The 21,981-nt window shown below is 55.5% G+C and carries 26 protein-coding genes and 1 riboswitch; of the genes, 24 read left to right on the forward strand and 2 right to left on the reverse strand.

The features are described from left to right. Positions 1 to 258 precede the first annotated feature (258 nt). On the forward strand, positions 259 to 690 hold the full coding sequence (locus F4V43_RS12685; protein WP_150458627.1) for a hypothetical protein: 432 nt from the start codon (positions 259 to 261) through the stop codon (positions 688 to 690). Positions 691 to 759: 69 nt separating this feature from the next. Here the strand turns inward: F4V43_RS12685 and F4V43_RS12690 are convergent, their stop codons facing one another. Further along, the gene (locus F4V43_RS12690) at positions 760 to 1,293 is read right to left on the reverse strand and encodes a hypothetical protein (RefSeq protein WP_223879881.1); all 534 of its coding nucleotides are present in this window, start codon (positions 1,291 to 1,293) and stop codon (positions 760 to 762) included. Positions 1,294 to 1,495: 202 nt separating this feature from the next. Here F4V43_RS12690 and F4V43_RS12695 point away from each other — a divergent pair, with 202 nt between their 5' ends. The 10 genes from F4V43_RS12695 to rsmI all read left to right on the forward strand — a co-directional run bounded on the left by F4V43_RS12695 (position 1,496) and on the right by rsmI (position 9,054). After that, on the forward strand, positions 1,496 to 1,681 hold the full coding sequence (locus F4V43_RS12695; RefSeq protein WP_150458629.1) for a sigma factor G inhibitor Gin: 186 nt from the start codon (positions 1,496 to 1,498) through the stop codon (positions 1,679 to 1,681). 143 nt (positions 1,682 to 1,824) lie between these two features. Further along, positions 1,825 to 3,405: an aminotransferase class I/II-fold pyridoxal phosphate-dependent enzyme gene (locus F4V43_RS12700; protein ID WP_150458630.1), complete on the forward strand. Its 1,581-nt coding sequence runs from the start codon at positions 1,825 to 1,827 to the stop codon at positions 3,403 to 3,405. Positions 3,406 to 3,414: 9 nt separating this feature from the next. After that, complete coding sequence (tmk, locus tag F4V43_RS12705) at positions 3,415 to 4,056, forward strand: dTMP kinase (protein ID WP_150458631.1); 642 nt, start codon at positions 3,415 to 3,417, stop codon at positions 4,054 to 4,056. 69 nt (positions 4,057 to 4,125) lie between these two features. Continuing rightward, a complete protein-coding gene (locus F4V43_RS12710; protein WP_150458632.1) occupies positions 4,126 to 4,455 on the forward strand; it encodes a cyclic-di-AMP receptor in 330 nt (109 codons plus the stop codon). A 106-nt stretch (positions 4,456 to 4,561) separates the two neighbouring features. Then, complete coding sequence (locus F4V43_RS12715) at positions 4,562 to 5,005, forward strand: YaaR family protein (RefSeq protein WP_150458633.1); 444 nt, start codon at positions 4,562 to 4,564, stop codon at positions 5,003 to 5,005. Between the two features lie 23 nt (positions 5,006 to 5,028). Continuing rightward, positions 5,029 to 6,006 carry a DNA polymerase III subunit delta' gene (gene holB / locus F4V43_RS12720; RefSeq protein ID WP_150458634.1) on the forward strand — a complete coding sequence of 326 codons (978 nt, stop codon included), beginning with the start codon at positions 5,029 to 5,031 and terminating at the stop codon, positions 6,004 to 6,006. 130 nt (positions 6,007 to 6,136) lie between these two features. Next, positions 6,137 to 6,937, forward strand: coding sequence for a stage 0 sporulation family protein (locus F4V43_RS12725; protein ID WP_150458635.1), 801 nt, complete (start codon positions 6,137 to 6,139; stop codon positions 6,935 to 6,937). 28 nt (positions 6,938 to 6,965) lie between these two features. Beyond that, positions 6,966 to 7,343 (forward strand): initiation-control protein YabA, encoded by a 378-nt coding sequence (locus F4V43_RS12730; RefSeq protein WP_150458636.1) that lies wholly within the window; start codon positions 6,966 to 6,968, stop codon positions 7,341 to 7,343. Positions 7,344 to 7,399: 56 nt separating this feature from the next. Continuing rightward, positions 7,400 to 8,167, forward strand: coding sequence for a tRNA1(Val) (adenine(37)-N6)-methyltransferase (locus F4V43_RS12735; RefSeq protein ID WP_150458637.1), 768 nt, complete (start codon positions 7,400 to 7,402; stop codon positions 8,165 to 8,167). Then, on the forward strand, positions 8,164 to 9,054 hold the full coding sequence (gene rsmI / locus F4V43_RS12740) for a 16S rRNA (cytidine(1402)-2'-O)-methyltransferase (protein ID WP_150458638.1): 891 nt from the start codon (positions 8,164 to 8,166) through the stop codon (positions 9,052 to 9,054). Before F4V43_RS12735 ends, rsmI begins: the two co-directional genes overlap by 4 nt. A 102-nt stretch (positions 9,055 to 9,156) precedes the next feature. On the opposite strand, the gene F4V43_RS12745 is transcribed toward rsmI, so the two are convergent. Further along, on the reverse strand, positions 9,157 to 9,411 hold the full coding sequence (locus tag F4V43_RS12745; protein ID WP_025332575.1) for an AbrB/MazE/SpoVT family DNA-binding domain-containing protein: 255 nt from the start codon (positions 9,409 to 9,411) through the stop codon (positions 9,157 to 9,159). A 278-nt stretch (positions 9,412 to 9,689) separates the two neighbouring features. Here F4V43_RS12745 and F4V43_RS12750 point away from each other — a divergent pair, with 278 nt between their 5' ends. The 13 genes from F4V43_RS12750 to F4V43_RS12810 all read left to right on the forward strand — a co-directional run bounded on the left by F4V43_RS12750 (position 9,690) and on the right by F4V43_RS12810 (position 21,922). Next, positions 9,690 to 10,976: an HD domain-containing protein gene (locus tag F4V43_RS12750; protein ID WP_150458639.1), complete on the forward strand. Its 1,287-nt coding sequence runs from the start codon at positions 9,690 to 9,692 to the stop codon at positions 10,974 to 10,976. A gap of 24 nt (positions 10,977 to 11,000) precedes the next feature. Further along, positions 11,001 to 11,792: a TatD family hydrolase gene (locus F4V43_RS12755; RefSeq protein WP_150458640.1), complete on the forward strand. Its 792-nt coding sequence runs from the start codon at positions 11,001 to 11,003 to the stop codon at positions 11,790 to 11,792. Between the two features lie 170 nt (positions 11,793 to 11,962). Further along, a riboswitch (cyclic di-AMP (ydaO/yuaA leader) is annotated at positions 11,963 to 12,196 on the forward strand. Between the two features lie 266 nt (positions 12,197 to 12,462). Further along, positions 12,463 to 13,629 carry a 3D domain-containing protein gene (locus tag F4V43_RS12760; protein ID WP_150458641.1) on the forward strand — a complete coding sequence of 389 codons (1,167 nt, stop codon included), beginning with the start codon at positions 12,463 to 12,465 and terminating at the stop codon, positions 13,627 to 13,629. Between the two features lie 191 nt (positions 13,630 to 13,820). Next, a complete protein-coding gene (gene rnmV, locus F4V43_RS12765; protein ID WP_150458681.1) occupies positions 13,821 to 14,387 on the forward strand; it encodes a ribonuclease M5 in 567 nt (188 codons plus the stop codon). After that, positions 14,384 to 15,268, forward strand: a complete 885-nt coding sequence (gene rsmA / locus F4V43_RS12770) for a 16S rRNA (adenine(1518)-N(6)/adenine(1519)-N(6))-dimethyltransferase RsmA (RefSeq protein ID WP_150458642.1) — start codon at positions 14,384 to 14,386, stop codon at positions 15,266 to 15,268. Before rnmV ends, rsmA begins: the two co-directional genes overlap by 4 nt. 73 nt (positions 15,269 to 15,341) lie before the next feature. Beyond that, a complete protein-coding gene (gene yabG, locus F4V43_RS12775) occupies positions 15,342 to 16,241 on the forward strand; it encodes a sporulation peptidase YabG (RefSeq protein WP_150458643.1) in 900 nt (299 codons plus the stop codon). 185 nt (positions 16,242 to 16,426) lie between these two features. After that, on the forward strand, positions 16,427 to 16,675 hold the full coding sequence (gene veg, locus F4V43_RS12780; RefSeq protein WP_150458682.1) for a biofilm formation stimulator Veg: 249 nt from the start codon (positions 16,427 to 16,429) through the stop codon (positions 16,673 to 16,675). Between the two features lie 125 nt (positions 16,676 to 16,800). Continuing rightward, positions 16,801 to 16,977, forward strand: coding sequence for a small, acid-soluble spore protein, alpha/beta type (locus F4V43_RS12785; RefSeq protein ID WP_150458644.1), 177 nt, complete (start codon positions 16,801 to 16,803; stop codon positions 16,975 to 16,977). 154 nt (positions 16,978 to 17,131) lie between these two features. Continuing rightward, on the forward strand, positions 17,132 to 17,986 hold the full coding sequence (ispE, locus tag F4V43_RS12790; RefSeq protein WP_150458645.1) for a 4-(cytidine 5'-diphospho)-2-C-methyl-D-erythritol kinase: 855 nt from the start codon (positions 17,132 to 17,134) through the stop codon (positions 17,984 to 17,986). 82 nt (positions 17,987 to 18,068) lie between these two features. Continuing rightward, complete coding sequence (gene purR / locus F4V43_RS12795) at positions 18,069 to 18,905, forward strand: pur operon repressor (RefSeq protein ID WP_150458646.1); 837 nt, start codon at positions 18,069 to 18,071, stop codon at positions 18,903 to 18,905. Positions 18,906 to 19,085: 180 nt separating this feature from the next. Further along, positions 19,086 to 19,370, forward strand: a complete 285-nt coding sequence (gene spoVG / locus F4V43_RS12800; RefSeq protein ID WP_006207419.1) for a septation regulator SpoVG — start codon at positions 19,086 to 19,088, stop codon at positions 19,368 to 19,370. A gap of 112 nt (positions 19,371 to 19,482) precedes the next feature. Further along, positions 19,483 to 20,892, forward strand: coding sequence for a bifunctional UDP-N-acetylglucosamine diphosphorylase/glucosamine-1-phosphate N-acetyltransferase GlmU (glmU, locus tag F4V43_RS12805; RefSeq protein ID WP_150458647.1), 1,410 nt, complete (start codon positions 19,483 to 19,485; stop codon positions 20,890 to 20,892). Positions 20,893 to 20,968: 76 nt separating this feature from the next. Continuing rightward, positions 20,969 to 21,922 (forward strand): ribose-phosphate diphosphokinase, encoded by a 954-nt coding sequence (locus tag F4V43_RS12810; RefSeq protein WP_150458648.1) that lies wholly within the window; start codon positions 20,969 to 20,971, stop codon positions 21,920 to 21,922. The last annotated feature ends 59 nt before the right edge of the window (positions 21,923 to 21,981 follow it).

The following is a 21,981-nucleotide window of genomic DNA, read 5'->3' on the forward strand; positions in this document are numbered from 1 at the left end:
AACCTAGGTGTTTTTTTCAATGTCCACTAAATGGGGTCTTGACCATCTTTCGGCGGTGGTTTTTTGTTATGAAACCGAGGCTAACGGCCTGTGTTTTGAGTGACATTTTTGTCACCGACAGGTCTTAAGTTACAAGTATAATGAAAGTATGCAATCTATATGCACAATGAGCAGCGACTCATGGACTACTCAAAGAGCAGACAATCCAGATCCGCATGTATCCTTGGATACATGGTGAAGCAAGGAGGGAAGCCGGAAATGAGAGCACTTGTCAGGGTAAGAATGCTCCTGATTCTATGCCTGTCCGTTATCTGGTTGAGCGCATGCGGTTCCAACCAGCCTTCTTGGAAAACTTATGAGGGCGCGCAGAATGAGAAATCTTTTCCCGTTCCCAAAGAAGCCAATTCATCCGACCGTACCACGACAAATGCCGCGATGGATTATGTACGTTATTCGCTGCCGGGACTTAAAGGCGAGAAGCCGATACCGGACCCTTATTACAAGGAGATAGAGGCGTGGGGATGGCAAGAGGAGGAGCAGAATGATCAGAAGGAGCAGAGCGGATCAGAATCTTCCTATACCTTTATGAAGGAAGGGCGAATCATTCACTTAACGCTGCATAATGGTTATTTTATCGTGATGGTTCCCAAAGAAAAGAAGGAGGCAGTCCTGGAGATCGGAGCTCCTTAATCACATTAGGGCGGTTCATAGCCATTCATTGGCTGGTGAACCGCCCTGTCTGTTTTAGAATCTCATGGGTTACGGTGAATAGCATGCCGCTTCGGCTGGCCCAAATTTCAGCATATCATCCTGACGTCTCCACCCAAAGCGCAGCAGGATATAGAAGCGCGGACCGAGAATCCATAAATGAATTAATGCCAGGGATACGGTGAAGGCTGGAGGCGTCCATACGATGAACATGGCGGTTACCGCGAAGCCAATCCAGAAGGTGTGGAGCTGGGCGGCACGAAACAGTCGATAAGGCGCATACTGTTCGGGCATATAACCGACCCAGGGAAGATTCAGGGTGAATCTCCATCGCTTTCGGACGGGATATCCGGCAATCAGCAGAACGGACCGGGCAATTACATAATGGATCCAGAGCACAACCGGCAGGGCGATCATGCAATAGACAACGCTGAACACGGATAGTGTGAAAGTCTCTGCCACTGCAAAAAGGAGTGGAGCCCACTGAAAGATAAGCAGAACGGGGCGGGGCACCGTCATTTTCTTAATCAGTTTGTAGTGGTAGTAGGTAGCGGCGGATTTGTCGGTATCCTTCGTTCTAACCAAGCATTTGAACCTCCCTGTCGCAGTTCTCATAACCCTTCTATCGGCCAGAATGGATAAAATCTTAAATGAGAGGTTCACGGGGGCAAGCGGCCCGGCATAAAATGGGCGTAGAATAAAAAAAGGCGTAAAAAGACTAGCAACCGGGTTTAAAATACTAGGGAGTGTATCATACTGATTCTAAAAGAGTCAAGGTGGGATGGCTATGGAAATGGAGAAGGACTGTACCTGCATTATTTGCGGACAGGAGAAGGAGCAAGGAATTCGCATCGTCTCCCATTTTATATGTGAGGATTGTGAGGCGGAAATGGTGCGGACGGAGACAGAGGATGCCAAGTACCGCTTTTTTATCGGACGGATGAAGAAGATTGGATTGCAAAAGAATGCATGAGGCGCAGCGGATCCAGGGGAATAGAAAGGGCTTCGTTTCCATAGGGGAGCGGAGCCTTTTTACAATGGAAGACGGAAAAAGCGACAAATCTGCCTGTTATGCGTTAAAATGAAGCTATGAGAGCTGGAGGGAAGAAGGCAAGGATGAGTCGCAGGCATGAACGGGCACCGATCTATGAAATGATGGAAGCGTACGCGCGAAGGAAAGATGTATCTCTGCATGTTCCCGGACATAAAGACGGGGCTGTCTATTCCTCTGAAGCAGCAGGATTCTTGAGGGATATCATGAAAGTCGATTTGACGGAGATTACAGGCAGCGATGATCTGCATCATCCGGAAGGGGTCATCCGCGAGGCGCAGGAGCTGGCAGCGGATTGCTTCGGGGCGGAAGAGAGCTTCCTGCTGGTAGGAGGAAGCACGGCCGGCAATCTCGGGCTGATTCTGACGGTATGCGATCAGCCTGGCAAGCTGCTGCTGCTCCAGCGAAACGTTCACAAGTCAGTCCTCCACGGGCTGATGCTGGCCGGGGCGCGGGGCGTCTTTCTGGACCCGCAGCTTGATCCGGCCAGCGGGCTGGCGGTTGCACCGGGGGCTGAAACGGTGCGCAGGGCTCTGGCGGCCTACCCGGAGGCCGCCGCCGTCCTGGTGACCATGCCGAATTACTATGGCATGGGAGGGGATCTCGCGTCCCTGGCGGAAGTCTGCCACGAGCACGGTGTGCCGCTGCTGGTGGATGAAGCCCACGGGGCGCATTACGGGCTGCACCCGGCGCTGCCGCGGGGTGCGCTGCAGGCCGGCGCGGACGGTGTCGTCCAGTCCACGCACAAGATGCTGGCCGCGATGACCATGGGAGCAATGCTCCATGTTCAGGGGCCAAGGCTCGACCGCGCGCTGCTGCGGCAGCGGCTCGCCATGATTCAGAGCTCCAGCCCATCGTATCCGCTGATGGCTTCGCTCGATCTGGCGCGCCGGGAGCTGCATGTCCGGCGCGAGGAAGCCTTCACGGCGGGGCTGGCCGCCGTGGATAGGCTCCGGCGCGGCCTGGCGGAGCTGCCGCGCTTTCCGCTCCTGCTGCCGGCGCAGCAGGAGGACCGCAGCCCCGGGGACAGCGATTCCCCGGGGGAAGCGACCGCCCCGTGCGGAGCCGGGGCAGGATATACAGCCCAGGACCCGTTCAAGGCCGTCATTCATGACGGCTGCGGCGTACTGGGCGGGTTCGAGCTGCAGGCGCGGCTTGAAGCCAAAGGCTTCGTGCCGGAGATGTGCGATGACCGCTATGTCGTCCTGGCGCTAAGCCTGGGATCGCGGGCCGAGGAGATGGCGAATCTGCTGGATGCGCTGCGGGAAATTGACCGCGAGGCTCCTGCTGGCTCAGACGCATGGAAGAGCGGAGAGGATAAAGAGAGAGAGGGCTTAGGCAGCCCTCAAGGGGATTTTTCCACGTGGAACATTTCTGCTTCCGGCTTCTCAGAGCCGGTTCATTTCTCTCTGGCGCCGGTGCGCCCGCAGGATACAGAGCATGTATCGTTTGAAGAGTGTGCGGGAAGAAGAGCCGCGGAGATGATCATCCCCTATCCGCCCGGCATACCGCTGCTCTATCCCGGAGAGGTCATTCGCAGGGAGACGGCGGAGCGGCTGAAGGCGTTGCAGACGGCAGGGGCCAGGTTCCAAGGAGCGGAATCCACGAAGACCGGAACGATACAGGTATACCGAAGAGAGGCGTGAGTCAGAACATTGAGACATCAGGGACTTTTTATTACGATTGAGGGCGGAGACGGGGCGGGCAAAACCACTGTAATCGGAAGAATGGCTGCCTATTTACAGGGCCGTTCGCTGCCTTATCTGATTACGAGAGAGCCGGGCGGAATTGAGATCGCGGAGAAGATCCGCAGTATTATTCTGAACCCGGAGCACACCGCCATGGATGCAAGAACGGAAGCGCTCCTGTATGCCGCCTCGCGCGCGCAGCACCTGGCAGAGCGGGTAGAACCGGCGCTGAAGGACGGACTGGTGGTACTATGCGACCGTTTTGTCGACAGCAGTCTGGTCTATCAGGGACATGCCAGAGGGCTTGGAATGGATGAGGTCGAGGCAATCAATCAGTTCGCTACAGGCGGACGTACGCCGGATCTGACGGTATATCTCGATATTCCCCCTGAAGATGGACTTGCCCGTATCAATGCCAGCGGACAGCGAGAGGTGAACCGGCTGGATCTCGAGAGTCTGGCCTTCCATAAGCGGGTAAGAGAAGGGTACCTTCTGCTGGCCAAGAAGCATCCGGAACGGATCGTGACGCTGGATGCGAACCGCCCGGTGGCCGTGGTCGAGCAGGAATTGATCCGGACGCTGGAAGATCGGATTCTAAAGGATTTATAGACCGGGACGACGAATAAAAATAAGAGTAAGCTAACCGGTTAAAGGTCAAATCACAAGGAGGAACGTTCGATGAAACTGATTATTGCCATTATTCAGGATAAGGACAGCAACCGGCTGTCGAGCGAACTGGTCAAGGCGAATTTTCGGGCAACGAAGCTGGCCAGTACCGGCGGCTTCCTTCGCGCAGGGAATACGACATTCATGATCGGGGTCGATGACGGACAGGTGGAGGCCGTGCTGAACGTAATCCGCAACAGCTGCAAGGTTCGCGAGCAGCTCGTGACTCCGGTGACGCCGATGAGCGGCACGACAGATTCCTACTTGCCGCTTCCGGTTGAGGTTCAGGTCGGAGGCGCGACGGTATTCGTGATGCCGGTAGACCGGTTCGAGCATTACTAGAAGCTGCAAAAGAGCCGCTGCCGGAAGACCTTCGGCAGCGGCGGTTAAGCGGTAGATGAGCAGGGAATTCATATTCTTCATTTTATATAGAGGCGGTGAATCAACCGTGAAGATCAACCCGAATTTCCGCCCCATCAAAGGGGAGCTGTCGGTCGGTGAATCGGCGGGGAAGCCGGTTCAACAGAAGAATTTCTCCGATGTCTTTCAACAGCAGGGACAACAGGCTTCGCGCGATGAACTGACCCGTCAGCTGCAGGAGATCCGGACCCAGGGGGACCGTCTCTCCAAGTCGATGACCGTCCGGGAGCTGGCGATTTACCGGGCAATGGTCAAGCGGTTTCTGGAGGAGACCGCACGGCGCGGCGTTGCCTTGAGGGACAAGAAAGGCTGGGACCGCAGAGGCCGGGGCAAGCAGTATAAGCTGCTGGAAGAGATTGATGAGGCGCTGCTGGCCATGGCCGATGAGCTGCTGGAGAGCGAGCAGGGGCGTATTGAGCTTCTGGGCAAAGTTGGCGAAATCCGCGGTATGCTGATTAATCTGACGTTTTAGTATAGATTGTGGAGGAGGACATCATGGCTTTTGGAGATATACGGGGCCAGGAGCGGGCGAAGACGATGCTTCAGAATGCCCTGCGCCGGAACACGGTCAGCCATGCGTACTTGTTCACGGGACCGGGCGGCAGCGGGCAGATGAAGACGGCGTTGACGTTTGCCCAGGCGCTTTTTTGTACAGAGAAGACCGATGATGCCTGCGGAGCCTGCCTGGAGTGCCGCAAAGTCGAGCATGGCAATCATCCGGATTTAAAGATGGTGGTACCGGACGGCAGCCATATCAAGATTGAACAGATCCGCGATCTTCAGCGGATTTTTTCTTATCGGTCGGAGGGCGATCATCCGAAGGTCTATATCATTGACCAGGCGGATACGATGACGGTTCAGGCGGCCAACAGTCTGCTGAAGTTCCTGGAAGAGCCGCCGGCTCCCGCTGTGGCGATTCTGTTGTCGGACAACAGCCGGGCGCTGCTGCCGACCATCCTGTCGCGGGCGCAGACGGTTCCGTTCTCGCCGCTTGCGCCGGAGATCATGTTGCAGATTCTGGCAGAGGAGGGGTGGACGGGTCCCTTGGCCCGCTGCGCCGTTTCTCTAAGCTCGGGAGTCGATGGCTGTAAGGCTCTGCTAGAGCAGAATTGGTTTGCAGAAATGAGAAATCTAGTGTTACAATTAGCAAAGGAGTCTTTTGGCAGAGGAACTTCGGCGGTGGCGACCGCCGGCTCGAGACTGCAGAAGACAGGGCTTGGAGAACATCTGGATGTATTGTTCAGCATGTTCCACCTATGGTTCAAGGATATGCTGTATTTCCTGTACCGGAAACACGAGGCTATCGTATTTATCGATCAATTGGACGTGATTTCGTCTCAGGCCCGATTGCGAACCCCCGGCGAGTGGGCATCCTATATGGAATACGCCGCTGAGAGCAAGAAAAAACTGCGTTTTAACGCCAATTCCCAACTGACTCTGGAACAATTCCTGATTCAACTGGAGCGTCATTAGGCAGCGGATTTATCCTCCGGTATAAGGTCTTCCCCGGATGCCAACGGTTTGCGGGCAAGAAATACAGTCACGAATCATCAGGGAGCGGACTTGCCGGCCCTGCCGGCATACAAGGGAGGTTAGTTTTTTTGTGTACAGCGTAGTAGGTGTCCGCTTCAAAAAAGCGGGTAAAATATATTATTTTGACCCCATGGATCTGCCGGTGGAGCGCGATCACTGCGTCATCGTTGAGACAGCGCGGGGAGTCGAGTACGGCAAGGTTGTTATTGGGAAGAAAGAAGTGCAGGAGACGGATGTCGTTCTTCCGTTGAAGAAGGTCATGCGGATCGCCGGCGATGCCGATGCGCGCGTTGTGGAAGAGAACAAACAGGCTGCAAAGGACGCATTTGCCACCTGCCTGAACAAGATTCGCGACCACGGGCTGAAGATGAAGCTGGTGGATGTCGAATTTACGTTTGACCGCAACAAGATTATTTTCTATTTCACCGCCGAAGGGCGTGTGGACTTCCGGGAACTGGTCAAGGATCTGGCCAGCATCTTCCGTACCCGGATTGAGCTTCGCCAGATTGGCGTCCGCGACGAGTCGAAGATGCTGGGCGGACTCGGACCGTGCGGGCGTGTGCTGTGCTGCTCGTCCTGGCTGGGGGATTTTGAACCCGTATCCATCAAGATGGCGAAAGATCAGAATCTGTCGCTGAACCCGACGAAGATTTCCGGACTCTGCGGAAGGCTGATGTGCTGCCTGAAATTTGAGCATGATAACTACGAGAGCGTTAAGGAAGAAATGCCTGCCGTGGGCAAACTGGTCGTCAGTCCGCTGGGCGAAGGGAAGGTTGTCGGTATCAATGCCGGCAAACGGACGCTTCATGTTCAGCTGTTCGAGATCGGCAAAGTCAAGGAACTTTCCATGGATGATGTTGTTGTCAAGTAAACCATAAAGATACCTTCGGGGTGGAGACTTGGATAAACACAATATATTCGATATTTTTGCACACATTCAGGAAATGGAAGATCAAATGGACCGTATGCGGACCAGCCTTGGGGAGTGGCGGCAATCCGTCAAGGAACTGATGGAGAGCAACCAGCTTCTTAGCCTCGAGAACGAGCAGCTTCGCAAGATTCTGCTGCGTGAAGCTCCGCCGGATCATGCCGACGGGGGAATCGAGCCGAAGAGCCATCCGGCGGGTGCCGGAGAGAAGGCCGATGAGGTGGTTGGAGAAGGCTATGACAATCTGGCCAGACTCTATAATGAAGGGTTCCATATCTGCAACGTCTATTTCGGCCATCTGCGTACCGAAGGAGACTGCCTGTTCTGTTTGGCTTTTCTCAATAAATAAGAACATTTGAACCGTAGGGGATTGCCGCCTACGGTTTTTTTTGAAGGAGAGAGACTATGGATTCCATACAACCGGAAGTTCCGCTGCTGGAGACGGAGCGCATCGACGATCTGCTCAGCCATAACCTGAGAATCATTCAGAGCGACGAGGTGTTCAGCTTCTCGATGGACGCGGTGCTGCTGGCCCGGTTCGCTTCTCTTCCGCCGAGGGGGCGGGTGTTGGATCTGTGTACGGGGAACGGGGTTATTCCGATCCTGCTCACCACGCGGACGAACGCCTCCATTGAAGGCGTTGAAATCCAGCCCCGATTGACTGGAATGGCCCGCCGGAGTGTAGAATTGAACGGGCTGGAAGATCGGGTTATGATTCATGAAGGCGATCTTAGGGAATTCCACCAGATTGCCGGTTACGGCGTCTACGACGCCATAACGGTCAATCCTCCCTATATGCCGCTGAACGGCAGCGATCTGAAGCTGAACCGGCATCAGGCGATGGCAAGGCATGAGCTGGGCTGTACGCTGGAGGAAGTGATCCAGGCTTGTGTCCGGCTGGTCCGCACCGGCGGCAAGGTGGCGATGGTTCATAAGCCGCAGCGGCTGGCGGATATCTTCAGTCTGATGCGGCAGTACCGGCTGGAACCCAAGATTGTCCGGTTTGTACACCCGCGTGCGTCGCTGGAAGCCAATATGGTCCTGATCGAGGCCATTCGGGACGGCAAGCCGGAGGTGCGATTGAAGCCCCCGCTCATTGTTTATAATGAAGACAACCGGTATACACCGGAGATTCAGGATATTTATTTCGGGACAAAAGAGGGACTGTCATGACGATACAGATTCAGAGCAGCTTCCAGCAGAGCGTGCAGGGGACCGGTACGCTGTATCTTGTCGCTACGCCGATCGGCAACCTGGAGGATATGACCTACCGGGCCGTTCGGATGCTGAAGGAATGCGACATTATCGCCGCCGAGGATACCCGGCAGACGCGGAAGCTGCTCAGCCATTTTGAGATTACACCGTCGCTGCTGTTCAGCTACCATGAGCACAATAAAGCGGCAAGCGGACCTGAACTGATTCGATATATAATAGAAGGTAAAAATTTGGCACTCGTCAGCGATGCCGGTCTGCCGGCGATTTCCGATCCTGGGGCAGACTTGGTGCAGCTTGCCGTCGAAGCCGGAATTCCGGTGGTTCCCGTACCCGGAGCGAACGCCGCCTTGTCGGCGCTGATTGCATCCGGTCTTCCGACAGACAGCTTCACCTTTATCGGCTTTCTTCCGCGCGAACGCAAGGATATTCTGAAGATCTTATCCGGATTGAGGTCCGCCCAAGGAACCCTGCTGTTCTACGAATCTCCACACCGGGTCGGCAAGACGCTGGCACTCATGCTGGAAGCCTTCGGCAATCGGCGGGCAGCGCTGGCGCGGGAGCTGACCAAACGTTACGAGGAGTTTGTCCGCGGGACGCTTGAAGACTGTCTGGAATGGCTGAGCGAGCATCCTCCTCTGGGGGAATATGTGCTTGTAATTGAGGGGGAGAGCGCCGAGGCCGCTGCGGAGGCAGAGGCAGCATGGTGGCAGAGCTTGACGACGGCCGAACATGTCGCCCATTATGAAGCGCAAGGCATGGAACGCAAAGAGGCGATGAAGAAGACCGCTTCCGATCGAGGGGTTGCCAAGCGGGAGATCTACAATGAACTGCTGAAGGAACAGTAAGAAGAGGAACAAAAAATACCCTCCGCTTGGGGCGGAGGGTCAAGGAGATATTAAAAAGGTTAGAATTAACAGTAGTATGGATTCTATTATAACGGATTTCGTTTAATTTGTCACAGGGGCAGGAATGGCAGAAATACATTCATGACAAACAATTTTTCCTTTAAAATACGTAACGTTCTCGGCGTTGCCGCAGAAGATGCAGGCCGGCTCATATTTCTTCAGCATGATCCGTTCGCCGTCTACATAAATTTCAAGGGCGTCCTTCTCGCCGATGCCCAGGGTGCGGCGCAGTTCAATCGGAATAACGACCCGTCCCAATTCATCTACTTTTCTAACAATCCCAGTTGATTTCATCATATCCAATCTTGCTCCTCTCAAATAGTCATCAAAAAGTGTCAGCGTTCGACAATCTTCTCTGTTTTGTGTACCTTATAATACCAAGCATTCCCAGAACAGTCAACCCGAGTTCAGCGGGCGAATTTTTTTGGAAGGTTGTTCTTTTTGAAATGGCGGTACTGGAGGGGTTGAGAGCAAGAAGGACTGGGATATTGAATTGTCGAATTGGAAATGATTAAACATGCTATTATTCGACATTTTACGACATTATATTTGTTATTTTTAGGGAGGGATCGCGTATGACACGACCGCTTACGGAAGAAAAGGTATTTAAAGATCCGGTTCACAATTATATCCATGTCCAGGATACGGTGATCTGGCGATTGATCAATACTCCGGAGTTCCAGCGTCTGCGCCGCATTCGTCAGCTTGGAACGACTTATCTGACTTTTCATGGCGCGGAACATAGCCGCTTCTCCCACTCGCTGGGTGTCTATGAAATTACCCGCCGCATTATCTCGCAGTTCGAGCGCGCCGGTTACGGCGACTGGATTCCCGAGGAACGTCTGGTCACGCTCTGCGCGGCGCTGCTCCATGATCTCGGGCATGGGCCGTTCTCTCATTCTATAGAAGAAGCTTTTGAAATGAACCACGAAGATTGGACCTGCCGGATTATTCAGGAGGATACAGCCATTACAGAGATTCTGCGGGAGGTAAGCCCCGATTTTCCACAAAAGGTCGCGTCCGTCATCTGCAAAACCTATGAACATGACATTGTGGTCAATCTGGTCTCCAGTCCTCTGGATGCAGACCGGATGGATTATTTGCTTCGGGACGCCTACTATACAGGGGTTAATTACGGTACGATTGACATCGACCGGATTCTCCGGGTGCTGCGGCCTTACAACGGCCGCGTTGTAGTGAAGGAGTCCGGGATGCATGCGATCGAGGATTATTTAATGTCCCGCTATCAGATGTACTGGCAGGTGTACTTTCATCCGGTCACCCGAAGCTCGGAGATTATTCTGCGCCAAATTTTTCGCCGGGCGAAAGAACTGTATACGAATGGTTACCCGTTTCGCTTCATGATTGAACCGTTGTCCGATTTATTCGAGGATGAAATCAGTGTCCGGCAGTATTTGCTGCTGGATGAAGCGCTGGTACAGACGGCCTTTATGCAGTGGACCCGGGAGAAGGATGAGCTGCTCAGCGATCTCTGTAACCGGTTCATCCACCGTAGATTGTATAAGTATGTAGAAATGGAAAGTCTGGATATGGAGACAATCGACGAGATTCGCCGCTGCTTCCGGGAAGCGGGACTTCACCCGGAATATGACCTGGAAATTGATTTCCCTACCGATCTGCCCTATGATGTATTCCGTCCCGGAGAGGGCTTTCACGGGAAGCAGATTTTGCTGCTGGACCGCCAGGAACGGCTGCGTGAAATTTCGGAAGTATCGGACATTGTCCGCTCGATCAGCGGCATTCACCGGGGCCGCTATCATTTATATGTCCCGCAAGATAAGCTCATGCCACTGCTCCCGCATCTTCCCGGGAATGTGCGCGCCATATTTGAACGATTGTAGACAGAAGGAGAGGAGCCTGAACCCATGGAATTATTCGACACGCATACCCATCTGGATGCGCCGCAGTTCGACGGCGACCGGGAGGAGACTATAGCCCGGGCCTTCGAATCCGGGGTCACCCGAATGATCAATATCGGCTTCAACCGTGAGACCATCCCGACCACGATGAGCCTGACCGAGAAGTATGACAGCATTTATGCCGCCATAGGCTGGCATCCTGTGGATGCCATTGATTTCCGCGAAGGCGACCTGGAATGGATCGCTTCCCTATGCGCCCATCCCAAAGTCGTCGCTATCGGCGAAATCGGGCTGGATTATTATTGGGATACATCGCCGAAGGATGTGCAGCAGGCGCTTTTACGCCGTCAGATCGGACTGGCCCGGGAATTGAACATGCCGATTGTCATCCATAATCGCGATGCCCATGAGGATATTGTTAAAATTCTCCGCGAGGAAAAAGCATCGGAGGTTGGCGGCGTCATGCACTCCTTCTCGGGGAGCTGGGAGACGGCCAAACAATGCCTTCACATGGGCTTCCATTTGTCTTTTGGGGGACCGGTTACATTCAAGAATGCAAGGGTTCCGAAAGAGGTCTTGAAGGAGACGCCGATGGACCGGCTGCTGATCGAAACGGACTCCCCCTATCTGACGCCTCACCCCTTCCGCGGTAAGCGGAATGAGAGTGCTCATGTCAGGTTGGTGGCAGAAGCGGCGGCTGAAATAAAGGGCTTACATTTGGAAGAATTATCTAAAAAAACGTATGCGAACGCGCTGGAACGATTTGGTATCCAGCGAAATCCGGAGGAAAAGGGGTGAAAAAGGGAGCATTCTCGAAGGATTAAACTTTTTTAACGAAGAAACCGCTGTTTATTACAAATATTTAACCTTTTATGTTTGTAAACGTGGTTGAAGTGCGCTTTACAATCTGCATTAAAACAGGATATCATCTTTTCAGTACAACGAGCTGCTGGTCAGCCGTTGATTCACCGATCGTCTCGCTGAGTCTCCGTCACGGAGAACGGGGGAACCGATATTGATCTGCCGTATCCCGGTCGTACATAAGCCATCGTCGGACGCGTCTGCAGAACAGTATTTGATTTCTTTTCGTGGTCTTTGGGGTGAATTTGAGGGCATTCGCCATGAGCGGATGACCTGAGATAGGGCGTCTCTCTTTCGTCCGAACCCGACAGCTAACCCCGTAAGCGCAAGTAAGAGAGGAAACCTCGTGCACAAGTCCCTGATCCGGCCTTGGAAAAGCCACGGAAGAGTCCTCTGTTAGAGTCTCTTTCCAGGCTTTTTTTGTTTGAATTTTTACAGTATCCGCCGGATAAATACGAGTGCCGGGCAGCCGATCGGTGAACGGGAGACGCATGCTTCTGATCTACCGCGTATCCTGTGACAATCTCATGTAGCTTCACGCGAACGCCGTGACAGTCATCAAAGAGAGAAGTTCGCGGCCGGAAGCTATGCAAGGAGGATGGAGAGTATGGGCGCAATTCAACCAGAGATGACCCATGATTCGCAGACATCCAGCAGGCCGAACGCAGTACAATGGATTCAGAGCCATATTCGCATCCTGCTGCTCGCAGGAGCCGCATCTGCCGCGGTGGTGCTGTTGATCGTGTTCTTGACCGGCGGCAGCAGCATTAAGCAAATTACAGTTGTTGTCGACGGAGACATCCGGACGCTGGAGACGCGCAAGACGCTTCTTGGCGACATTCTGGCGGAAGCCGGAATTACGGTATCGCCGCATGACCAATTGTCGGCCTCGGTAAGCGACGAATTGAAGAACGGTGACCGTATCGCCATCGACCGGGCGCATCAGATCAGCCTGACCGAAGGCGGCAAGACGAAGACCGTATATACGACCGAGGATCACCTCGGCACCGCATTAACCAAGCTCGGGGTAAACTTGGGCGAGCATGACAAAGTATTTCCTTCGACCGACACCGCAATTTCCGCCAATCGTCTGGATGTCAAGGTCGTTCGTATCACGAAGCAAGTCGTGCAGCGGACGCAGAACTTGCCGTTCCGGGTCATCAAGACGGCGGACCCTTCCCTCTATGTGGGTGACGTGCGTGTGGCACAGGCAGGCAAACCGGGAGTCATGATCCAGCATATCGAGAAGACCTATCAGGATGGTCAGCTCGCTTCGATGGTCATGGTCGGCAAAGAGGTTCAGACGGTAACGAAAGACAAAGTTATTGCCGTCGGCACCAAGGCGAAGCCGATTCCCAAGCCAGCAGTTGCTGTCGCTGCCACAACCAAAGCCAAAGCCACCACAACCAAGGCCAAAACTACCTCAAGCAGAGGAACGGCCAAGAAATCCGGCGTAAATTTCGATTATAAACGGGTAATCAAGAATGTCTCCATGACGGCCTACTCTTCCGAAGAGCCGGGCATTGGCACACGGACGGCTTCGGGGACGCGGGTAACCGAGGGACGGACCATTGCGGTCGATCCGAATATCATTCCGATTGGCTGGTGGGTGTACATTGAAGGTCTGGGATTCCGCCGCGCAGAGGATACGGGCGGTGCCATCAAAGGCAACAAGATCGACGTCTACTACGATTCATTGAGCCATGCACGGAATTTCGGACGCAAGTCACGTACGGTGTATGTGATCGGACCGGTCAAACCCGAGCTGAACTGACGGCAGTGAGGTGGGACGGTTTTTGCAAAAAAGCGGGACTTACGCTATAGTGAGTTAAGCTCTCGCCTATACAATTCTTTAGCCAAAAAGAAGGGGAGCGAACCCTTCTTTTTGTTATATCCGACGGATTTATTCCGCGGGAAGTTGCGGGAGGCTATAACTTTTTATCAATAAGGGATGCCTGATAGATGATGATCAAAGAAGTCATAGTGGTGGAAGGCCGAAGCGACACGGTGGCGGTCAAGCGGGCCGTCGAGGCGGACACAATTGAGACCGGAGGCTCTGCGGTTGGGCCGGCGGTCATTTCCCGGATTCGGCTGGCGATGGAGCGGCGCGGCGTGATTATTCTGACCGACCCTGACCATGCCGGTGAACGCATCCGCAAGATCGTGTCGTCCAAGGTTCCGGGCTGCAAGCACGCCTTTATTCCGGAAGCCGAAGCGACGCGGCGCGGCGACATCGGAGTGGAGAACGCCTCGCCCGAAGCCATTCGCCACGCGCTGTCGCGGGTGCATACGTCCTTTGAGGGCGCGCCGCCCCAGATCGGGATGGATGACCTTCTGGATGCCGGCCTGATCGTGCACCCCAGAGCGGCGGAGCGCCGGATGGCTCTCGGCAATGCGCTGGGCATCGGATACTGCAACGGCAAGCAGCTCTACAAGCGGCTGGCGATGTTCGGCATCACGCCGGCGGAATTCGCCGGGGCGCTGGAGCAGGTGGAACGGATGGAGACAAGCAGGGAGGACAACAGGGCATGAACGGCAGAGAAGAGGTTTCGTCCCCCAAGCGGACGAAAGAGATTATTGCGCGGCACGGTTTCTCCTTCAAGAAGAGCCTCGGCCAGAACTTTCTGATTGACCGGAACATTCTGGACAAAATCGTCGGCGCCGCCGAACTGACCAAGGAGGACGGCGCCCTTGAGATCGGCCCCGGCATCGGCGCTCTGACGGAGCGTCTGGCGGACCAGGCCGGAGCGGTAACGGCGGTCGAAATCGACCGCCGGCTCATTCCGATTCTGGAGGAGGTGCTGGCGCCGCACCCGCACGTAAAGGTGCGAAATGACGACGTGCTGAAGGTAGACCTGAAGGCGCTGTTCGAGGAAGACTTTGCTTCCGTCCAGGGAGTGAGCGTCGTGGCTAACCTGCCCTATTATGTGACGACACCCATTCTGATGAAGCTGCTGGAGGAGAAGCTGCCGCTCAAGAATATTGTTGTCATGATCCAGAAGGAAGTGGCAGAGCGCATGGCGGCTTCGCCCGGCGGCAAGGACTACGGAAGTCTGAGCATTGCCGTTCAGTATTACAGCGAGCCGGAGCTCATCTGTACGGTTCCCCATACTGTCTTCATTCCCCAGCCGAATGTGGAATCGGCCGTAATCCGGCTGAAGGTCAGAGAGACGCCGCCGGTGGAAGTGCAGGACGAGCAGCATTTCTTCGGCGTCGTGCAGGCGTCGTTCACCCAGCGGCGCAAGACGATTGCGAACAACCTCAAGGCCCGCTATTTTGCGAAGGAAGGGCGGGAGCGGCTGGAGGAGCTTCTGGCGGAGGCCGGGATCGAGCCTTCCCGCCGGGGGGAGACGCTCAGCCTGGAGGAGTTCGCCCGCCTGAGCGATGTGCTGCTGGCCGCGGGCGTAGCCTAGAGGCGATAATTTTGAAGATAGGCAGAACCATCCCCCGCACTTGCCCATACGATGGGGTAGAGGTGATGTTCTGATGAATTTGGGAGATCTGGTCGTCCGCAAATCGTATGGGGCCGACATCACATTCCGCGTGGAGCAGATTCAGCGGAATCAGGCCATCATCAAGGGGACCGAGTTCCGGCTTCTGGCGGACGCGCCGGTCGACGATCTGCTGCCCGCCCGCGAGGCCGAGGAGACGGAGCTGGGGCATCGGGCCCGCATCAAGGCGGTCGAGTCGCTGTCGCTTCTGCAGAAGGAACGGCAGGATGGGATTCGGCCGTCAGGCCCCGGCAGTTCGGGCTCTTGGATTCCGGGAGCTGCGGATCATGGCTATTTTGAAGTTCCGGGCAAGGTGCTTCATCTGGACGGAGACCGGGCTTACTTAAGCAAAAGCCTGAGTCTCTACGAACAGCTTCGCATCCCGGCGGAGGGGCACCATGTGCCGGAAGCGGCGATGGCCGATACGCTGTACCGGCTGCTGCCGCGCGTGCGTCCGGACATTGTGGTGATTACCGGGCATGACGGCGTGCTGAAGCCGCCGCACACGTACGACCTGTACAGTCTTGGCAGCTACAAGAACTCGCAGAATTTCGTAGCCGCGATCCGGGTAGCCCGGGAGTATGAGCGGCATTACGATGCGCTGACGGTAGTGGCGGGCGCCTGCCAATCGCATTTTGAAGCCCTGCTGGGAGCAGGCGCGAATTTTGCTTCCTCCCCGGCACGCGTCCTCATCCATGCACTCGACCCCGTCTATATTGCGGCCAAGGCGGCGGTGACGTCCATACGCGAGACGGTGAACCTGAACGATGTGCTGCATCATACCATCAGCGGCAGCCAGGGCGTGGGCGGTATTGAGACTCGCGGAAGCTTCCGGATCGGAATGCCGAGACTCAGCAATCTGGCAACGCTGAAAGTAACGCCGTCGGCAGTCTGAAGAGGCGGTCTTCGGCAGCTGGCAGAAGGAGAGAGAAGAGGCAGCGACTGTCGCTAATTCTTCTCTTTTTTAGCAAAAAAACCCGTTGACAACACCAATAAGCATCCCCTATAATTATGGGTTTACCTTGACATTTATCTTGAAGATGAGGTATAATGGACAAGGAAAGAGGTGGTCGTCAGGCAATGGCTAATAACACGCTATTGGAAATCAAACGGAATCTCGAAGCTCATGTCGGATCCAAGATTACGCTGAGAGCAAATGGTGGTCGCCGTAAAACCGTGGAACGCACGGGTGTCCTGGAAGAAACGTACCCTTCTGTATTTATTGTCAAGCTGGACGAGCAGCAGTCGTTCAAGCGTGTATCTTACAGCTATACCGACGTCCTGACGGAATCCGTGGAAATCACGGTCTGCGGGGAAGAAGTGATTTAGCTTTCCACAAGCGGTCCCGCTGCGCTGGCAGAGGGGCCGCTTTTGATTGCCGGATAATCGGGAGCCGGTTCAGGCACACTAAGAGTGCAATACTTCATCCCAGATCTACAGCAGGAGGGCAGAACATGAGCCGAAGAAGACGCGGTGTAATGTCGGAAGAGCTGAAGACGGAGCTGGCGAAGGAACTGGGGTTCTATGACACGGTCCAGCGCGAAGGCTGGGGCGGAATTCGAGCCGCCGATGCCGGCAACATGGTGAAGCGGGCGATTGAGCTTGCCGAACAGGCGGCGCGCCGGTCGTAGACGTTCTACAGGAGGGCAGGGCGGTTCCTTAAAGGGACGGCCCTGTTCGCGCGTCTCTTCCCGGACGGATCTCATGGAATGGACTTGGCCACCGGATTCCCCTATAATATGTTAAGCTGTTTGGAGTGGGAACTACGAAGAGAAGGTGAACGCCTTGAGAATCTATGAAAAAGCACCGGCCAAAATCAACCTGATGCTCGATGTGCTGCGCAAGCGCCCGGACGGCTTCCATGAAGTCGAGATGATCATGACGATGGTCGATCTCGCGGACCGGCTGGAGCTGTCGGAGCTGAGACAGGGAACGATCATTATCTCAAGCCAGGCCGGGTACATTCCGCTGGACGAGAAGAATCTGGCGTTCCAGGCGGCAAGACTGGTGAAGGACCGTTACGGCGTCAAGGCCGGCGTACATATTCATCTGGATAAAAAAATTCCGGTCGCCGCAGGGCTGGCCGGGGGCAGCAGCGACGCCGCGGCTACGCTGCGCGGGCTGAACCGCCTCTGGAACCTCGGAATCGCCGAGGCGGAACTGCAGCGGCTCGGAGCCGAGCTCGGCTCCGATGTGCCGTTCTGCGTCAGCGGAGGGACCGCCCTGGCGACAGGGCGGGGCGAGCAGCTGACGCCGATCCCGAATCCGCCGCCCTGCTGGGTGGTGTTGGCCAAGCCGCCGATCAATGTCTCGACGGCGGATGTCTACGGCCGTCTGCGGGCGGGCGCCATCGAGCATCACCCTTCCGCGGCGGCGATGCAGGCTGCGATTGAAGCGGGCGATTTCCGCGCCGTCTGCAGCGGGCTCGGAAATGTGCTGGAGGATGTCACATTGCCCTGGCATCCGGAGGTGCGGCGCATCAAGGAAGCGATGATCCGCCTCGGCGCGGAAGGAGTGCTGATGTCGGGCAGCGGACCGACCGTGTTCGGCCTGGTGTCGCGTCCGTCCAAGGTGGCGCGCATCTATAACGGACTGCGCGGCTTCTGCAAGGAAGTATACGCGGTACGGTCGCTCTCTTGACCGAAAGCGCCTGCCTTGTGCAAAGCCGTACAAAAGTGGTATATTCTCTCTATAATATTCGGTTTTGACAAGGAGCTTTCCGTTGAAGAAATTAAAACGAAGCCAACGCTTGGTGGACATGACTCATTTTCTGCTGGAGAAGCCGCACGAGCTGCTGCCGCTCTCTCTGTTCGCCGACCGGTACGGGTCGGCCAAATCGTCGATCAGCGAGGATCTGGCGATCATCAAGGAAGTCTTTGAAGGCGAGGGCATGGGCGAGCTGCAGACGCTGGCCGGCGCCGCCGGAGGCGTCAAGTTCATTCCCCGGATGCCTGCCGACGAAGCGTCGTCCTTTATTGCGGAGCTGTGCCAGATGCTGGAGCAGAGTGACCGGATTCTGCCCGGAGGCTATCTCTATATGTCCGATCTGCTCGGACAGCCCGCCATAATGGAGAAGGCCGGCAAGCTGATCGCCACCGCTTTTTACGGAGTGGAGATTGATGCCGTGATGACGGTGGAGACGAAGGGAATTCCGCTCGCCTACGCTACCGCAGGCCAGCTTGGGCTGCCGGTCATTCTGGTGCGCCGGGACCATAAGGTAACGGAAGGGTCTGCGGTCAGCATCAATTATGTATCGGGCTCCCATAAGAGTATCCATACCATGTCGCTGTCCCGCCGCGCCCTGCGCGAGAAATCGAAGGTGCTGATTGTGGATGACTTCATGAAGATGGGCGGTACGATTCGCGGGATGGTCGATCTGCTCGGCGAGTTCGGGGCCCAGGTGGCCGGAGTCGGCGTACTGGTGGAATCGGAAGTTGCCGATGTCAAGGACCGGCTGCTGCATGATTATGTGTCGCTGGTATCTCTCGGCGAGGTGGACGCGAGAGAGCGCATCATTTCGGCCCATCCCGGGAATTACTTTGCCGGACGCGCCCAGTAGCGGGTTGTGGCGAAAGCTTGGGGAAAGATGGGGAGTCGTGGAGAACGGTGTCGGAAACGTTGGATAGCCCAAAATAATCTGCTTTTACAGGCATTTTATGGAACCAAAAAGAAGGAATTCGCCCAGCAGTGTGGAATATTACACCCAAGTCTCTGATGGAAAAAGGTGGTGAACACACACATGCAAATTACGGATGTAAGACTCCGCCGCGTCAACTCCGAAGGGAGAATGAAGGCGATCGCATCCATTACCATCGACAACGAGTTTGTTGTTCATGACATTCGCGTCATCGACGGTAACAACGGTATGTTTGTTGCTATGCCCAGCAAGCGTACGCCGGACGGCGAATTCCGCGACATCGCGCATCCGATTTCCTCGGGAACGCGGGAGAAGATCCAGTCGGCTGTTCTGGCCGAATATGAACGCGCTGCAACGGAAGAGGAAGTCATTGAAGAGGGGGCATAACTCTTCGCTATTGGGGTTCGAAGAAAAGGGAACCAGCTTATGGTTCCCTTTTCTTTTTGCCTGGAATGAAGTATATTCAGTATGGAGTTCAAGAAGTAGGAGGTTGGCATTCTTGAAGAGAATGGCTGTTGTTCTTGCTGCGGGACAGGGCAAGCGCATGAAATCCAAGTTGTACAAAGTGCTGCATCCCGTATGCGGTAAGCCGATGGTAGGACACGTGTTGGATACGGTCAAGGCGACCGGCTGCGAGCGCAGCATCGTCGTGGTCGGGCACGGAGCAGAAGCCGTTCAGGCTTATTTGGGCAATTCCGCCGAGTATGTGCTGCAGGATCGGCAGCTCGGTACGGGCCATGCGGTGAAGCAGGCGGCCGAACGGATTGCTGCGGAAGAGGGCACGACCATTGTAGCTTACGGCGATACGCCGCTGATTACGCCGGAAACGCTGGTAGCGCTGATGGCGCTGCATGAGCGGGAAGGAGCGTCCGCTACGATTCTGACCGCCGTGATGGAAGATCCGTCGGGACTGGGACGCATTATTCGGGGAGAGAGCGGGGAACTGCTGGGCATTGTCGAGCAGAAGGACGCCACGCCGGAGGAAGCCGCCATCCAGGAGATCAATACAGGCATTTATTGCTTCGATAATAAGAAGTTATTCGCCGCTTTGGATCAGGTGACCAACGAGAATGCCCAGCAGGAATACTACCTGACCGATGTGATCGGCATTTTGCGCAACCAGGGAGACCGGGTGCTGGCCTATCAGACGACGGACGCAGCCGAGTCCATCGGCGTCAATGACCGGGTAGCGCTGTCCGAGGCCGAGGCGGTGATGCGTCAGCGCATTGTAAAACGCCATATGCTTGGCGGCGTCAGCATTATTGATCCGGAATCCACCTATATCGGCGCCGACGTCGTCATCGGCTCGGACACGGTACTTTATCCCGGCACTCTGCTGAAGGGCAGAACCGTAATCGGGGAAGACTGCATCATCGGTCCTTCCGCGGAAATTGAAGACAGCGTGATTGCAGACGGGGCGCAGATCAAGCATTCCGTGCTGAATCAGGCGGAAGTCGGCGCACGGACAACCGTTGGGCCTTTTGCCTATTTGCGGCCGGGCAGCGTGCTCGGCGAGGATGTGAAGATCGGAGACTTCGTCGAGATCAAGAAGGCGACGATCGGAGACGGCTCCAAGGTGTCGCATCTGAGCTACATCGGCGACGCTTCTGTCGGCAAGAACGTCAATGTCGGCTGTGGAGCCATAACCGTCAATTACGACGGATTCAACAAGGCGCTCACCGAGATTGAGGACGAAGCTTTCATCGGCAGCAACGTCAACCTGATCGCGCCGGTCAAGGTCGGCAAGGGCGCTTATGTGGTAGCCGGATCGACCATTACCCGCTCCGTATCGGAGAACGATCTGGCCATCGCCAGACAGCGGCAGGAGAACAAGCCGGGTTATGCGGACAAGATCCGCTCCCGCGCGAAGGCAAAGAAGGAACAGTCCCGGCAGTCCCATCCGTCCTAAGGATCATTTGAGCGAACAGGATCATGGCGCACAGGGTGTAATAAATTTATGAACCGTCACGGAGGGTTTAACTTTTATGGCTTATCTTGATTCCAAATTGAAGATCTTCACCTGCAACTCCAATCCGAAGCTTGCCCATCAAATCGCCGATTATATCGGCATTCCGATGGGCGAGTCGCACACCACCAGCTTCAGCGACGGGGAGATTCAGGTCAAGCTGTCGGAGAGCGTGCGCGGCTGCCATGTCTACATTGTTCAGTCGACCTGTGCCCCGGTCAATGACAATCTGATGGAAATGCTGGTGATGATCGATGCCCTGAAGCGGGCTTCCGCGAAGAGCATCAATGTGGTGATTCCGTATTACGGCTATGCCCGCCAGGACCGCAAGGCCCGTTCGCGCGATCCGATTACGGCCAAGCTGGTCGCGGATTTGATCGAGAGAGCCGGCGCGCACCGTGTCATTACCATGGACCTGCATGCCATGCAGATCCAGGGCTTCTTCAATATTCCGGTCGATCATATGCTGGGCGTGCCGATTCTGGCGCAGTATTTCCGCTCGAAGCAGATCCAGAATCCGGTTATCGTATCGCCGGACCACGGCGGCGTGGTTCGCGCCCGCAAGCTGGCCGACTTCCTGAATGCGCCGCTGGCGATTATCGACAAGCGCCGCCCGGAACCGAACGTCAGCGAGGTCATGAACATCATCGGTCATATTGAAGGCAAGACGGCCATTCTGATCGATGACATCATCGACACGGCCGGCACGATTGTTCTCGGAGCGAATGCGCTGATGGAAGGCGGAGTGAAGGAAGTATACGCCTGCTGTACGCATGCGGTTCTGTCCGGACCGGCGCATGAGCGGCTGGAGAATTCTCCGATCAAGGAAGTCGTCGTGACGGATACGATTCCGATTCGCAATGAGAATCCGACATCGAAGCTGAAGGTGCTGTCCGTGGCGCCTCTGCTGGGCGAAGCCATTATCCGCGTTCACGAAGAACTCTCGATCAGCAAGTTGTTCGAGATTGAATAAACCGGCTGCTGCCGGCGCAACCCAAAAGGGTTACACCTCCCGTGGGGGAGATGTAACCC

This window comes from Paenibacillus spiritus, from assembly GCF_008710135.1.
Classification (GTDB): Bacteria; Bacillota; Bacilli; order Paenibacillales; family Paenibacillaceae; genus Paenibacillus_AQ; species Paenibacillus_AQ glufosinatiresistens.